The sequence below is a fragment of the Agrococcus sp. TSP3-2-1 genome, assembly GCF_049897585.1.
GTDB lineage: Bacteria > Actinomycetota > Actinomycetes > Actinomycetales > Microbacteriaceae > Agrococcus.
Genome location: NZ_JAFCWN010000005.1, coordinates 225,753 through 239,014, shown reverse-complemented (window position 1 = coordinate 239,014; position 13,262 = coordinate 225,753). Strand labels below are relative to the sequence as shown.

10 protein-coding genes are annotated in these 13,262 nt (G+C 73.9%); 5 read left to right on the top strand and 5 right to left on the bottom strand.

The genetic code is table 11. The features are described 5' to 3' along the window. Window positions 1-42: 42 nt before the first annotated feature. Window positions 43-999, top strand: coding sequence for an ROK family protein (locus ACP7BI_RS09440; protein WP_425845469.1), 957 nt, complete (start codon window positions 43-45; stop codon window positions 997-999). 328 nt (window positions 1,000-1,327) lie between these two features. Here ACP7BI_RS09440 and ACP7BI_RS09435 read toward each other — a convergent pair whose 3' ends face one another. Then, a complete protein-coding gene (locus ACP7BI_RS09435; RefSeq protein ID WP_425845572.1) occupies window positions 1,328-2,872 on the bottom strand; it encodes a DEAD/DEAH box helicase in 1,545 nt (514 codons plus the stop codon). A 456-nt stretch (window positions 2,873-3,328) separates the two neighbouring features. On the opposite strand from ACP7BI_RS09435, the gene ACP7BI_RS09430 reads away from it, so the two are divergent. Next, window positions 3,329-4,648 carry a cytochrome P450 gene (locus ACP7BI_RS09430; RefSeq protein ID WP_425845468.1) on the top strand — a complete coding sequence of 440 codons (1,320 nt, stop codon included), beginning with the start codon at window positions 3,329-3,331 and terminating at the stop codon, window positions 4,646-4,648. A 20-nt stretch (window positions 4,649-4,668) separates the two neighbouring features. Here the strand turns inward: ACP7BI_RS09430 and ACP7BI_RS09425 are convergent, their stop codons facing one another. Both ACP7BI_RS09425 and ACP7BI_RS09420 read right to left on the bottom strand, forming a co-directional pair. Beyond that, window positions 4,669-6,135 (bottom strand): sugar porter family MFS transporter, encoded by a 1,467-nt coding sequence (locus ACP7BI_RS09425; RefSeq protein ID WP_425845465.1) that lies wholly within the window; start codon window positions 6,133-6,135, stop codon window positions 4,669-4,671. 194 nt (window positions 6,136-6,329) lie between these two features. Further along, window positions 6,330-8,570: an ATP-dependent Clp protease ATP-binding subunit gene (locus ACP7BI_RS09420; protein WP_425845463.1), complete on the bottom strand. Its 2,241-nt coding sequence runs from the start codon at window positions 8,568-8,570 to the stop codon at window positions 6,330-6,332. Between the two features lie 187 nt (window positions 8,571-8,757). On the opposite strand from ACP7BI_RS09420, the gene ACP7BI_RS09415 reads away from it, so the two are divergent. The 3 genes from ACP7BI_RS09415 to ACP7BI_RS09405 all read left to right on the top strand — a co-directional run bounded on the left by ACP7BI_RS09415 (window position 8,758) and on the right by ACP7BI_RS09405 (window position 11,042). Continuing rightward, window positions 8,758-9,525: a hypothetical protein gene (locus ACP7BI_RS09415; protein WP_425845461.1), complete on the top strand. Its 768-nt coding sequence runs from the start codon at window positions 8,758-8,760 to the stop codon at window positions 9,523-9,525. Between the two features lie 165 nt (window positions 9,526-9,690). After that, window positions 9,691-10,188: an Hsp20/alpha crystallin family protein gene (locus tag ACP7BI_RS09410; protein ID WP_425845458.1), complete on the top strand. Its 498-nt coding sequence runs from the start codon at window positions 9,691-9,693 to the stop codon at window positions 10,186-10,188. Window positions 10,189-10,277: 89 nt separating this feature from the next. Further along, window positions 10,278-11,042 carry an alpha/beta fold hydrolase gene (locus ACP7BI_RS09405; RefSeq protein WP_425845456.1) on the top strand — a complete coding sequence of 255 codons (765 nt, stop codon included), beginning with the start codon at window positions 10,278-10,280 and terminating at the stop codon, window positions 11,040-11,042. A gap of 3 nt (window positions 11,043-11,045) precedes the next feature. Here the strand turns inward: ACP7BI_RS09405 and ACP7BI_RS09400 are convergent, their stop codons facing one another. Beyond that, on the bottom strand, window positions 11,046-12,248 hold the full coding sequence (locus tag ACP7BI_RS09400; protein ID WP_425845454.1) for a hypothetical protein: 1,203 nt from the start codon (window positions 12,246-12,248) through the stop codon (window positions 11,046-11,048). A gap of 240 nt (window positions 12,249-12,488) precedes the next feature. Beyond that, window positions 12,489-13,226 carry a hypothetical protein gene (locus ACP7BI_RS09395; RefSeq protein ID WP_425845451.1) on the bottom strand — a complete coding sequence of 246 codons (738 nt, stop codon included), beginning with the start codon at window positions 13,224-13,226 and terminating at the stop codon, window positions 12,489-12,491. Window positions 13,227-13,262 lie beyond the last annotated feature (36 nt).

Sequence of the window (13,262 nt, the reverse complement as noted above, 5' to 3'; positions counted from 1 at the left end):
GCGGCGGCTCGAGGCGGCAGGCCGAGGCGGCATCATGGAGCTGTGACGATCGCAGGCCTCGACGTGGGCGGGACGAAGATCGCGGGGGTCGCCCTCGCGCCGAGGGGTGCCGCGGTGCCCCGCTGGGACGTCGATGACGTGCTCGCGCGCAGCCACCGGCCCCACCGCATCCACGGGCCCGAAGCGCTGCTCGACGCGCTCGAGGCGGCAGTGCGCGAGCTCGACGAGCAGCTCGCCGAGGCGGGGCACGCGCCCATCGAGGCCGTCGGGCTCGCGATCGCCGCGTGGATGCCGCGCGACCGCGAGTCGATCACGTGGGCCGCGCACCTCGGGGTGCGCGACTTCGCGCTGCGGCCCGCGCTCGCGGAACGGCTCGGCATGCCCGTCACGATCCACAACGACGCCGACGGCTACCTGATGGGCGAGGCGGCGATGGGGGCGGCGGCGGATGCGTCGTCGTCGCTCCTGCTCGCGCTCGGCACCGGGGTGGGCGGCGCGTTCGTCGCCGACGGGCGGCCGCTGATCGGCGCGCACGGGCTCGCGGGCGAGCTCGGCCACGTGACGGTCGACGAGGCGGGGCCGGTGTGCTCGTGCACGGCGCGCGGCTGCGTCGAGGCGTTCGCCGGCGGGAACGCGCTCGCGCGGGACGCGGCAGCGGTGCCGGCGGCCGTCGCGCTCGCGCCCGGCGGGCGGCCGAGCGCGATGCACCTCGAGCAGGCGGCGCGCGCCGGGGACGCGCGGGCGCTCGAGGTGCTCGAGGGCGCGGGGCGCGCGGTCGCGGCGGGGCTGCGGCGCCTGCTGCCGGCGTTCGACCCGGAGGTCGTCGTGCTCGGCGGTCGCGTGATGCTGCAGACGGCCGACCTGCTGCTGCCCGTCATCGAGCGGGAGCTCGCGGAGCACGCGCCGCTGCAGGGCGTGCCGCAGCCGCGCCGGCTCGAGCTCGCGCGGCTCGGCGACCACGCGGCGGCGATCGGCGCGGCGGTGCTCGCCGCGCGCTGATCGACGCCCGGCCGCCGTCCTCGCTCGGTGGTACCGATTCGACGCCTGCGAGCGGCGCCGAGCGACGCTTCCGTACCACCCTCGGCGCCGGGTGGTACCGATTCGACGCCTGCGAGCGGCGCCGAGCGACGCTTCCGTACCACCCGCGAACGGAGCGTCGACACGGCGCCAACCCGCGGCGTGGCCCGCCGCTTCGCAGCGATGTGCACGCTGTTGTCGCTCGCGGCGCGATCAAGCCGCAAGAGGGTGCACATCCGCGGGCGACGGGACGCGGAACGGCCCCCGGCGCGAGCCGGGGGCCGTTCTTGCGGAGAGGCAGGTGCTGGGCTCAGCCCTGCGCGCGGCGCGGGCCGCGGCGCTGCTGGCCGCCCGAGCGTCCCGCGGGCGCGCCCGACTGCAGCGAGCCGCCGCCGCTCGACGACCACGCGACTGCCGAGCCGCCGCGCGGCGCGCCGCCCTGGCCGCCCGAGCGCTGACCGCCCGAGCGCTGGCCGCCGGCGCGGCCGCCCGAGCGGGCGCCGCCCTGGCCGCCGCGACCACCGGCTGCACCGGCGCCCTGCTTGACCTCGGGGCGACCCGAGCGGTCCTTGCGCGGGCGGTCCGAACGGGCTGCGCCGGCCGTCGCGCCGTGCGCGCCCGAGCCGGGGACGCCGTCGCGGGCCGCGCGCTTCCGGCGCGCGTTCGCGCCGGTCGAGCGGCCGCCGCCGCCCTGCTGCTGGATCTCGTTGCCCGAGCCGGGGCCACCGGGGACCGGGACCACGTGCGGCGCGTACGGTCCGACGAGCGCATCCACCGCATCCGACGACGCCGTCACCGGCTGCGGCTGGACGCCGATCTTCGCCTTGCGCAGCAGCGACATCGTGTCGCCGCGCTGCGCGGGCAGCATGACCGTCACGACGTCGCCCTCGGTGCCGGCGCGAGCCGTGCGGCCCGAGCGGTGCAGGTAGGCCTTGTGCTCCATGGGCGGGTCGACGTGCACCACGAGCTCGACGCCGTCGACGTGCACGCCGCGAGCGGCGACATCCGTCGCGACGAGCACGCGCACCGAGCCGTCGCTGAATGCGGCGAGGTTGCGGTCGCGGGCGTTCTGCGACAGGTTGCCGTGCAGGTCGACGGCGGGGATGCCGGAAGCGGTGAGGTGCTTCGCGAGCTTCTTCGCCTGGTGCTTCGTGCGGGTGAAGAGGATGCGGCGGCCGAGCCCCGACGCGAGGCGGCGGACGAGCAGGTTCTTGTCGTCGGGCGCGACCTCGAAGAGGTGGTGCGTCATCGCGGCGACGGGTGAGTTCGCCTCGTCGACCGAGTGCATGACCTCGTTCGTGAGGAAGCGCTTGACGAGCTTGTCGACCCCGTTGTCGAGGGTCGCCGAGAACAGCAGTCGCTGGCCCGAGCTGGGCGTCTTGTCGAGGATCTTCGTCACGACCGGCAGGAAGCCGAGGTCAGCCATGTGGTCGGCCTCGTCGATGACGGTCATCTCGATCGCCGAGAGCGAGGCGATGCCTTGCTTCATGAGGTCCTCGAGGCGGCCCGGGCACGCGACGACGATGTCGACGCCGTTCCGGAGCGCGGTCTCCTGCGGGCGCTGCGAGACGCCGCCGAAGATGGTCGTGACGGTGAGGCCGGCGGCCTTCGCGAGCGGCGCCATCTCGGTCGCGATCTGCGTCGCGAGCTCGCGCGTCGGGGCGAGCACGAGGCCGAGCGGCAGCCCCTTGCGGCGGTTGCCGCCCGCGAGCTCGCCCGAGAGGCGCGCGATGAGCGGGATCGAGAACGCGAGGGTCTTGCCCGAGCCGGTCTTGCCGCGGCCCAGCACGTCGCGCCCGGCGAGCGTGTCGGGCAGGGTGTCGGCCTGGATCGGGAACGGGTGCTCGCGGTCCATCGCCTTGAGGGCGGTGACGAGCTTGGCGGGCACGCCGAGCTCGGCGAAGGTCGTGGTGACCTCGGGGGTGATGGTGTCAGTCAACGGATGCTCTTTCTGTGAGCGTGCGCGCGCATCCGGGCCGACCGCACACTCGTGCGGGCAGGGTTCTTGGGTGGATGCGTCGACGCAGTTCGGCGAGCGCGGCGGTGGCCGCGATCGTTCGCCGTGGAAGGTTCATCGACGCCCGAGAACCGGGCGGAGAGAGGAGCGTTCAACGACGCAGGCGAGCCGGCAGCGATGCCCTGCTCGCGCAGTGACCCCAGCCTATCAGCAGCGGTCTGACATCACCTAGCCCCGGCGCCTCCGAGTGCCAGGAAGGCGTACTCCGGCTGACGAGCACGACCTCGGTCGCGGACAGCGCGCGGGGCCGCGGCTCCGCAGGGGCGCTCAGGTGCGCTCGATACGGTCCGGGGCATGGCAAACCCCCTGAAGGACGACGCCCTCCTGCTGCTCACGCGCGGCTACGACACGAGCGAGGCGATCTGGCAGCGGGCTCGCCCGGGAGCCCGCGCGGTGCGGACGACGGCGCTCGGCGGCGACGCGCTCTTCATGCGCGGTGAGGAGGCGGTCGAGCTCTTCTACGACGAATCCAAGGTGCGCAGGCACGGCGCGATGCCGATGGCGATCCAGGAGTCGCTCTTCGGCCACGGCTCGGTGCACTCGCTCGACACCGCCGCGCACCGGCACCGCAAGCAGACCTTCCTCGGGCTCGCGTACGACGACGCCGAGGTGCGCCGCCTCGAGCCGCACCTCGAGCGCGAGTGGAGCGAGGAGCTCGCCGACTGGATCGCGGGCGGCGAGCGCTCCGCGTATGACGCCGCGGTCGGCGCGATCGGCCGCGCGATGCAGCGCTGGGCCGGCCTGCCCGGCACCCCCGAGGCGAAGACCCGCTGGGCGAGGCGGCAGGCGCAGATCGTCGACGGCTTCGGCGTCCCCTACTCCCCCGAGTTCCTGCTGACGATGGCCAACCGCTGGTGGTCCGACCGGCACGCGAGCGCGCTCATCGAAGCCGTGCGCGCGGGCGAGCTCGAGGCGACGGCGGGCACCGCGCTGCACGCTTGGGCCTGGCACCGCGACCAGGAGGGCGAGCTGCTGCCGGCCCGGCTCGCGGGCATCGAGGTGCAGAACTCCTTCCGGCCCGCGATCGCGGTGTGCCGGTTCGTCGCCTTCGCCGCGAAGGCGCTCCACGAGCGGCCCGAGTGGCGCGAGCGCATCGCGGCCGAGACCGCCGAGCGGGGGAAGCTCACGGGCGGCCCGCTCGCGACGGCCTTCGCGCACGAGGTGCGGCGCACGGCGCTGTTCGTGCCGATGCTCCCGGGCCGCGCGATCGACGAGGTCGAGCTCGACGGCGAGAGCGTGAGCGCGGGCGGGCTGCTGCTGCTCGACGTGCTCGGCACCGACCTCGACGAGTCGAGCTGGGAGCGCGCGGGCGAGTTCGACCCGGAGCGCTTCGTCGGCATCGACGACTGGGCGGAGATCGAGGCGATGGGCGCGTTCGTGCCGCAAGGCGGCGGGCATCCCTCGACCGGTCACCGCTGCCCGGGCGAGAAGGTCACGCTCTCGACGCTCACGAGCGCGATCGCCGCGCTGAGCGACCCGCGCGTGACGATCCTCGGCGAGGGTCTCGAGGTCGGCCGCCGGCGCATGCCGACGAAGCCCGCCTCGGGCGGCATGGTGCGGAGCGCGCACCGCCGACCGCGCAGCGGCGGCGGAGGGCGCTGCCCGTTCCACTGACCTTCAGCGGCCGCTGATGCTCAGCGGCGTGCCGTGCCCCGTCGAGGTCGCGCGAAGAGCTCGCCGCTCGCGATGTCGGCCTCGAGCCCCTCGAGGCTGCGGCCTCGCGTCTCGAACACGTGGGTCGCGATGAACCACAGCGCGAGCGCGCCGACGGCCGCGAAGAGGAAGAACGCGCCCGTGATGCCGACCGCGTCGAGCAGCGAGGGGAAGGCGAGCGCGAGCGCGCCGTTCGCGAGCCAGTGCGCGAAGACCGCGATGCCGATGCCGAGGCCGCGCACGCGCAGCGGGAAGATCTCGGAGAGGTAGACCCAGGTCGCGACGTTCAGGAACGTCTGCATCGCGCCGACGAAGGCGACGACGAGCGCGAGCAGCACGAAGGGGCGGATGGGGTGCCCCGGCTCGAGCGCGACAGACGCGATCCCGATGAGCGCGTGGCACAGCGTCGTGAGGGCGAAGCCCGTGAGCAGCGTCGTGCGCCGGTCGATGCGGTCCATGAGCCGGAGCGCGACGAGCCCGCCCACGACGGCGATGATGCCCGGCGCGATGTTCGCGATGAGCGCCGCCGAGCGGTCGAAGCCCGATTCCTCGAGCACGGCCGTGCCGTAGTACATGATCGCGTTGATGCCGGTGAGCTGCTGGGCGACGCCGACGCCGATGCCCACGAGCAGCACGCGGCGCAGCCGGCGGTCCGCGAGCAGCGAGCGGAGCCTCGCGCGATCCCGCGGCGTCGCCGAGGCGGCGCCGAGCCGGGCCTCGATGTGCTCGAGCTCCGCCACGGCGCGCTCGCTCGCGCGCACGGAGCGCAGCACCGCGAGCGCCTCGTCCCGCCGCCCTCGCTCGGCGAGCCAGCGCGGCGACTCGGGCATGCGCAGCATGCCGACGAAGAGCCCGATCGCGGGGAGCGCGCAGACCGCGAACATGATGCGCCACACGCCGTCGACGTGCCCGAGGGTGCTGCCGAGCACCGCGTTGACGACGAAGGCGGCGAGCTGCCCCGAGACGATCGCGACCTCGTTGCGGCCGGAGAGCGAGCCGCGGATCTCGAACGGCGCGAGCTCGGCGAGGTAGACGGGGACGACGGTCGAGGCGCCGCCGACCGCGAGGCCGAGCAGCACGCGACCGACGACGACGGCGGGGAAGCCGGGCGCGAGCACGACGACGAACGTGCCGATGAAGAACAGCACCGCGAGCGCGATGAGCATCGAGCGGCGGCCGATCCCGTCGGAGATGCGACCGCCGAGCAGCGCGCCGAAGGCCGCCGCGAAGACGAGCGAGCTCGTCACGATCCCCTCGGTGAGCGCCTCGAGACCGAGCTCTGCGCTCATCGGCTGCAGCGCGCCGTTGATGACGCCCGTGTCGTAGCCGAACAGCAGACCGCCGAAGCACGCGACGATCGAGATGACGCCGAGCCGCGTGCGATGCGGCCCGCCGCTCAGCGGTGGCAGCGCCGCCTCGCTGCCGGAGCTGGGCGGGGCGATGGCCACGATGGGTCCTCCGGTCGTCGAGCGATGGGCAACCGCTCGATTCTGCCGTGCAGCGCGTGCTCCCACGGCATCCGGCCCGTGCACAACGCAAGCCCGCCGAGGGCGGATCGCGGCGGATCCGGCTCGGTGAGCGGATGCGCCGCACGGTTCCGCCTGCGGGCTTGCGTTGTGCACGCCGCCGTGGGGCGACCGAGTCAGGGCTCGTCGAGCGGCTCCGCGTCGATGACCTCGTCGACGTCGTCGACCACGTCGGCGTCGAACGACCACTGCGCGGGCCGCTCCGCGCCCTCGGCGCCGACCCACAGGCCCGAGCCGTCGGGAGCGACGTCGACGACCACCCGGTCGCCGTCGCGCACCTCGCCCGCGAGCAGCGCCCGCGCGAGCCGATCGTCGATCTCGCGCTGCATGAGCCTGCGCAGCGGCCGCGCGCCGTACACGGGGTCGTAGCCGCGCTCCCCGAGCCACTGCCTCGCCGCATCCGTCACGTCGACCGTGAGGCGGCGCTCGCGCAAGCGCCGGTCGAGCGCGTGCACCTGGATGCCGACGATCGCGCCGAGCTCCTCCTGCGTGAGCGCGTCGAAGATGACGATGTCGTCGAGCCGGTTGATGAACTCGGGCTTGAACGCCGCGCGCACCGCGCCCATGACCTGCTCGCGCGCGGTCTCGGTCGAGATGGTCGGATCGGTCAGGAAGGCCGAGCCGAGGTTGGAGGTGAGGATGAGGATCGTGTTGCGGAAGTCGACCGTGCGACCCTGCCCATCGGTCAGGCGGCCGTCGTCGAGCACTTGCAGCAGCAGGTCGAAGACCTCCGGGTGCGCCTTCTCGACCTCGTCCATGAGCACGACCGAGTAGGGCCGGCGGCGCACGGCCTCGGTGAGCTGCCCGCCCTGCTCGTAGCCGACGTAGCCGGGAGGGGCGCCGACGAGCCGCGCGACCGAGTGCTTCTCGCCGTACTCCGACATGTCGATGCGCACGAGCGCCTTCTCGTCGTCGAAGAGCAGCTCGGCGAGCGCCTTCGCGAGCTCGGTCTTGCCGACGCCGGTCGGGCCGAGGAACAGGAACGAGCCCGTCGGCTGGTTCGGGTTCGAGACGCCCGCGCGGCTGCGGCGCACCGCATCCGAGACCGCCGAGACGGCCTCGCGCTGGCCGACGACGCGGTTCGCGAGCTCGTCCTCGAGGGCGAGGAGCTTCTCGGTCTCGCCCTGCAGCAGGCGGCCGACCGGGATGCCCGTCCACGCCGCGACGACCGAGGCGATGTCGTCCTCCGTCACCTGGTCGCCGACCATGCGCGCACCGGACTCGGCGGCGTGCGCCTCGGCCTCCTTGAGCTGCTGCTCGACCTGCGGGATCTCGCCGTAGAGCAGCCGCGAGGCACGCTCGAGGTCGCCCTCGCGCTGCGCGCGCTCGGCGCGGCCGCGCAGCTCGTCGAGCTGCTCGCGCAGCCCGCCGATGCGGTTGAGGCTCGCGCGCTCGGTCTGCCAGCGCTCGTCGAGCGCCTTCAGCTCGGTGCGGCGCTCCGCGAGCGTCGCCTCGAGCTCGGCGAGCCGCTCCTTCGACGCGTCGTCGCGCTCGCGCTTGAGGGCGAGGCGCTCGATCTCCATGCGGTCGACCGTGCGGCGCAGCTGGTCGATCTCGGTCGGGGCCGAGTCGATCTCCATGCGCAGCCGGCTCGCGGCCTCGTCGATGAGGTCGATCGCCTTGTCGGGCAGCTGGCGGGCGGTGATGTAGCGGTTCGAGAGGGATGCGGCTGCGACGAGGGCGCTGTCGGCGATCGTGACCTTGTGGTGCGCCTCGTACCGCTCCTTGAGGCCGCGCAGGATCGCGACGGTGTCCTCGACGCTCGGCTCGCCGACGTAGACCTGCTGGAAGCGCCGCTCCATCGCGGCGTCCTTCTCGATGAACTCGCGGTACTCGTCGAGCGTCGTCGCGCCGATGAGGCGCAGCTCGCCGCGCGCGAGCATCGGCTTGAGCATGTTGCTCGCGCCCTGGCTGCCCTCGGCCGCGCCGGCGCCCATGATGATGTGCAGCTCGTCGATGAACGTGACGATGCGGCCCTCGGCCTTCGCGATCTCGGCGAGCACGTTCTTCATGCGCTCCTCGAAGTCGCCGCGGTACTTGCTGCCCGCGATCATCGCGTTGACGTCGAGCGCGACGAGCGACTTGCCCTTGAGGCTCTCGGGCACGTCGCCCGCGACGATGCGCTGCGCGAGGCCCTCGACGACGGCCGTCTTGCCGACGCCGGGCTCGCCGATGAGCACGGGGTTGTTCTTCGTGCGGCGCGAGAGCACCTGGCTGATGCGCCGGATCTCCTCGTCGCGACCGATCACGGGGTCGAGCCGCCCCGAGCGGGCGATCTCGGTGAGGTCGGTGCCGAACTGCTCGAGCGCCGACTGCTGCTCCTCCTGACCCGGCATCATGCCGCCCATGCGTGCCATGGCTCCTCCATCGTTCCTGGTCCTGGCGATCCGAACTTGAGTGCTGTTGACTCAAGTTTACTACGGATGCTGGACATTGGCTAGGAAAACCGGGCCGGATGCGCTCGGCCGCGGATACTGAGGGGACGGTCGCCGCAACCGGCGCCCCGATCGACCACGACGACGTGACCGATGTGAGGAGCTCGACATGACCACACAGGGCCCGGACGACTCCACTCCGCGGAGCCGCCCCTTCGATCCGGACCGGGATGCCTCGACGCGCGACGACGGCCGCGCCGATGCCCCCGACGCGCGAGCGCGCCGGCACGACGACGACCGCTCCGGAGCCACGGACGCCCGCGAGCGTCGGCACGACGACGACCGCGTGACCGGCGACCTCCGCCACGATCGCGAGGCCGTCGTCGCGCGGGAGCGCGAGCGCTTCGGCGGGGTGAAGGTGGGCGCGGCGTTCTTCGGCTGGCTCACCGCCACCGGCGCCGTGGTGCTCCTCATCGCGCTCGCCGCGGCGATCGGCGCGCTCATCGCATCGCTCTCGGGCCGCGACGTCGACGAGGTCGTCGAGGGAGCGCAGCAGGACCTGCAGTCCGCCGGCATCTGGGGCGCGGTCATCCTGCTCGTCATCTGGTTCGTCGCCTACTACTGCGGCGGCTACGTCGCCGGCCGGATGGCGCGCTTCGACGGCGCGAAGCAAGGCGTCGCCGTCTGGGTGTGGGCGGTCGTGATCGCGATCGTCGCAGCGATCATCGGGCTCGTCGCGGGGCAGAACTTCGCGCTGCCGCCCGGCGCGATGCCGACCCTGCCGCTCCCGGAGGACCAAGCGACGCTCGCGACCGTCATCTCGGCGGTCGTGGTCGCGGTCGTCGCGCTCATCGGGGCCGTGCTCGGCGGCCTCGCGGGCATGCGCTTCCACCGCCGCGTGGATCGCGCGGGCTTCGACGTGGGCGATCGCCGGTAGCCGCCAGCCCGCCTCCGACTCCCAGCAGCCTCGAAGCGAGGCGTTAGCACTCTCTTGGGTCGAGTGCTAGAATGGAGCCGCTCCTCGGGGCGGTTCCCGGGAGCTGCCGAAGACACCGACGGCCGTCGCACAGGGCGCGGCCGCACGTGGAGGAGGTGGTTGTCAATGGCACTGACCTTCGACCCGTTCCGCGAGATGGACAGGATGACCGCTCGACTGCTGAGCGGCGCCGGTGGCGCCGCGGCGGCCTCGAGCTGGATGCCGATGGATCTCTACCGCTCCGGCGATCACTACGTCGTGCACGTCGACCTGCCGGGCATCGACCCGGGTTCGATCGACCTCGGCATCGACGCCGGCACGCTGACGATCCAGGCCGAGCGCACGATCGGCGGCGGCGACCAGCGGCAGTGGATCGCGCAGGAGCGACCCGCCGGCCGCTACATGCGCCAGCTGAGCCTCGGCAACGACGTCGACCTCGACCGCATCGAGGCGTCGTACGAGCACGGCGTGCTCACGCTCACCATCCCGGTCGCCGAGCGCGCGAAGCCGCGCAAGATCGAGGTGCAGCACGCCGGCGGCGGGCAGACGCAGATCGGCACCGGCGAGGGCTCGCGCTCGAGCGAGAGCGAGTCGGCGACGGCGCCCGCGGGCTCGACGAGCTGAGCCGTGCCGCTCCGCAGGCGCGGCACCGCCACCCGGCGGTCGCCGCGCCTTCCTGCTGCCTTCGCGGGTCGCGCCGGTAGCGTGGCGACGTGACCGACCTGCACCTGACCCGCCTCGGCGAGCGCGGCTCGCCCGTCATGCTCTGCCACGGGCTCTTCGGGCAGGGCAAGAACTGGACGCAGATCGCGAAGGCGCTCGCCGACCGGCACCGCGTCACGCTCGTCGACATGCCGAACCACGGCCGCTCCGGCTGGACCGAGCGCCTCGACTACCTCGAGATGGCGGATGCGGTGGCGAGCGCGATCGACGAGCCGGTAGCGCTCGTCGGCCACTCGATGGGCGGCAAGGCTGCGATGCTCGCCGCGCTGCGCCACCCCGAGAAGGTCGAGCGGCTGTGCGTCGTCGACGTCTCCCCCGTCGCCTACCGCTCGACCGACGAGTTCGCGCGCTACATCGACGCGATGCTCGCGATCGACCTGTCGGCGCTCGGCTCCCGCTCCGAGGCGAGCGAGGCGCTCGCCGAGGCCGCACCCGATCCCGGCGTGCGCGGGTTCCTGCTGCAGAGCCTGCAGCGCGAGGGCGACGGCTGGCGGTGGCTGCCGAACCTCGAGGTGCTGCGCCGCGACCTCGCGGTGCTGCGCGGCTTCCCGGAGACCGACGCCGTCTACGACGGCCCGGTGCTGTGGATCGCGGGCGCCGACTCCGGCTACGTGCGCGACGAGTTCGCACCGGCGATGGAGGCGCGCTTCCCGAACGTGCGCCGCGTGACGATCAAGGGCGCGGGCCACTGGGTGCACTCCGAGCAGCCGAAGGTGTTCACCGAGGTGCTCGCGCGCTTCGTCGACGCCGACTGACGCCTACAGCGCGAGGAGCGCGCCCGCGGCCTGCTGCAGCCGCCAGGAGGGACTCGGCTCGCGCAGCTGCCCGGGCGCCTCGAGCGCCCAGGAGGTCGCGCTCGAGCCGACCCGGAGCGCCGCCGCGCCCTCCGGTCGCCACTCGGGCGGCGCATCCACCGTCACCGTCACCGGCGCTCCGCGCCAATGGAGGAAGCGGATGGGCGACGTCGTCGTGAGCGCGACCGGGTCGTCCCACGGCACGTCGTACTGCGCCACCGCGGCGCCAGCGGGCAGCACTGTCAGCCAATGCACGTTCGCGACCACGCTGTCGACGAGCGCGGCGGCCGCCGCACCCCGGTCGACGCCCGGCTGGATGCCGAGCAGGGCGACGTGGATGCGCACGGGCGCTCCGTCGACGGTGCGCGTCGCGCCCGCGAGCACCGTGCGTCCGTGCGCGTGGAGGTTGCCGGTCTTGCCGCTGTCGATCCCGGCGCGGCCGAGCGCCTCGTTGGTGTTGCGCACCTGCCCGACGCGCGGCAGCGTCGTCGTGGCGGTGCCGGTGATCTCGAGCAGCGCGGGCTCGCGATCGGCAGCGCCCATGAGCTGCAGGAGGCCGGCGGGGGTGGCGACCCCGCGGTCGCTCAAGCCGCTCGCGTCGGCGACCTGGATGCCCTCGATGCCGCGCTCGGCCAGATAGCGCTCGGCGGCTGCGAGGTAGCCGTCGTGGCTGCCGAAGGCCCAGTCGGCGAGCGTCATCGCGGCGTTCGACGCGCTCATGAGCATCGCGGCCTCGAGCAGCTGGCGCTGCGTGAGCACGTCGCCCACCGCGACCGGCAGCACCGAGGCGCCGTCGCGCACGCCATCGACGAGGTGGGCGACGTCGCTGTCGTCGAGCGTGATCGACGCCCCCTGCTCGCCGGCCGCCAACGGCTGCGCGTCGAGGAGCACGAGGCCGAACAGCAGCTTCGCGATGCTCGCCATGGGGAGCGGTCCAGCCTCGCCCGCGCTGCCGACAGCACCGTCGACGCCCTCGACCCGGAAAGCCGCTGCGGCGACGCCCACCGGCCAGTCGACCTCGGCCGCGCCCACCTCGGGGTGCACGTCAGCGACGCTCAGCGGCGCGGTCGGGGGCGCCGCGCTCGCGACGGCGGTGCCTCCGACGCCGGCGATCGCGATGACGGCGGCGGCGAGGGCCGCGACGGCGATCCGAGGATCCCGCTTCATCCCTCGGCGTCGTGCGCCCGACGCGGGCGTGCTGGACGCGCACTCCGGCGCCGACTCGTGCTCGATCTGCAGCCTGCTCTCCCCCACCCGCTGCGCGCGCCAGGACTGCGCGCACGGCACCGAGAACGCGCATCCCGCACCCCGGATTCCACGCGCCTCGGCGTGTCGTCCCGGTGATCCGGCGCTCGCGGCACAGCCGGAGCGCCCAGCGAGCGGGGCTCGCCGGGCGCTCCGGACGTGTCAGTGCTCGACGGAGAGCACCGACAGGTCCTCCGCGAGCTCGACGTCGACGTCCTCGTCGCCGAGCAGGACCTCGACCTCGAAGCGCACGTCGGCGTCGTCCTCGGTCTCGATCGAGACCACGACCCCGCCGCCCGCGGCCGCGATCGCCGCGTCGCTGATCTCCGCGACGCGCGCGGGGTCGAGCGGCAGGTCGCTCGAGTCGTCGCCGTCGTCGTCGGCGCGCACGACCGGCTCACCCGAGAGCGGCACCCGAACCTCGACCTCGCTGCCGTCGGCGAGGCGCACATCGACCTTCCAGCCGTCGCGCTCGACCTCGACGCTCGTCGCGTCGCCGCCGCCCGCGGCGACGACGGCGGCCTCGATGGCGGCCTCCAGGTCGGCGGGTTCGGCGGGCACCGTGCCATCCGCGACTGCGGCGACGTCGTCGTCGCGGTCGTCGCCGGGCTCGGCGGAGGCCGAGGACGACGCGGCGGGCGCGGGATCGTCGTCGTCCATCGCGTCGGCGATCGAGAGGCCGACGCCCGCGACCGCGAGGACGACCGCGGCGGCGGCGGTGCCGATGAGAAGGGGCCGCAGGATGCCGCGGCCCCGACGGCGCGCCGTCGGCTCGGCCGCGTCGTCCAGGATGATGTCGGGAGTGTCGGCCTCGGCGGGCGCGTCGGGGTGCCGGGGCGTCGGGTCGTCGGCGCCGATGGCGTCGCGCGACTGGTCCTCTGGGTGCTGGTGCTCGTTCATGGCTCCACCCTCCTCGGCCGGCGCTGACGCACGACT

Excerpts from the sequence above, each read along its gene's own strand:
- ACP7BI_RS09410 (WP_425845458.1), top strand. The coding sequence starts at position 9,691 with ATGGCACTGACCTTCGACCCGTTCCGCGAGATGGACAGGATGACCGCT.
- ACP7BI_RS09400 (WP_425845454.1), bottom strand. The coding sequence starts at position 12,248 with ATGAAGCGGGATCCTCGGATCGCCGTCGCGGCCCTCGCCGCCGCCGTC.
- ACP7BI_RS09430 (WP_425845468.1), top strand. The coding sequence starts at position 3,329 with ATGGCAAACCCCCTGAAGGACGACGCCCTCCTGCTGCTCACGCGCGGC.
- ACP7BI_RS09420 (WP_425845463.1), bottom strand. The coding sequence starts at position 8,570 with ATGGCACGCATGGGCGGCATGATGCCGGGTCAGGAGGAGCAGCAGTCG.
- ACP7BI_RS09395 (WP_425845451.1), bottom strand. The coding sequence starts at position 13,226 with ATGAACGAGCACCAGCACCCAGAGGACCAGTCGCGCGACGCCATCGGC.
- ACP7BI_RS09435 (WP_425845572.1), bottom strand. The coding sequence starts at position 2,872 with ATGGACCGCGAGCACCCGTTCCCGATCCAGGCCGACACCCTGCCCGAC.
- ACP7BI_RS09415 (WP_425845461.1), top strand. The coding sequence starts at position 8,758 with ATGACCACACAGGGCCCGGACGACTCCACTCCGCGGAGCCGCCCCTTC.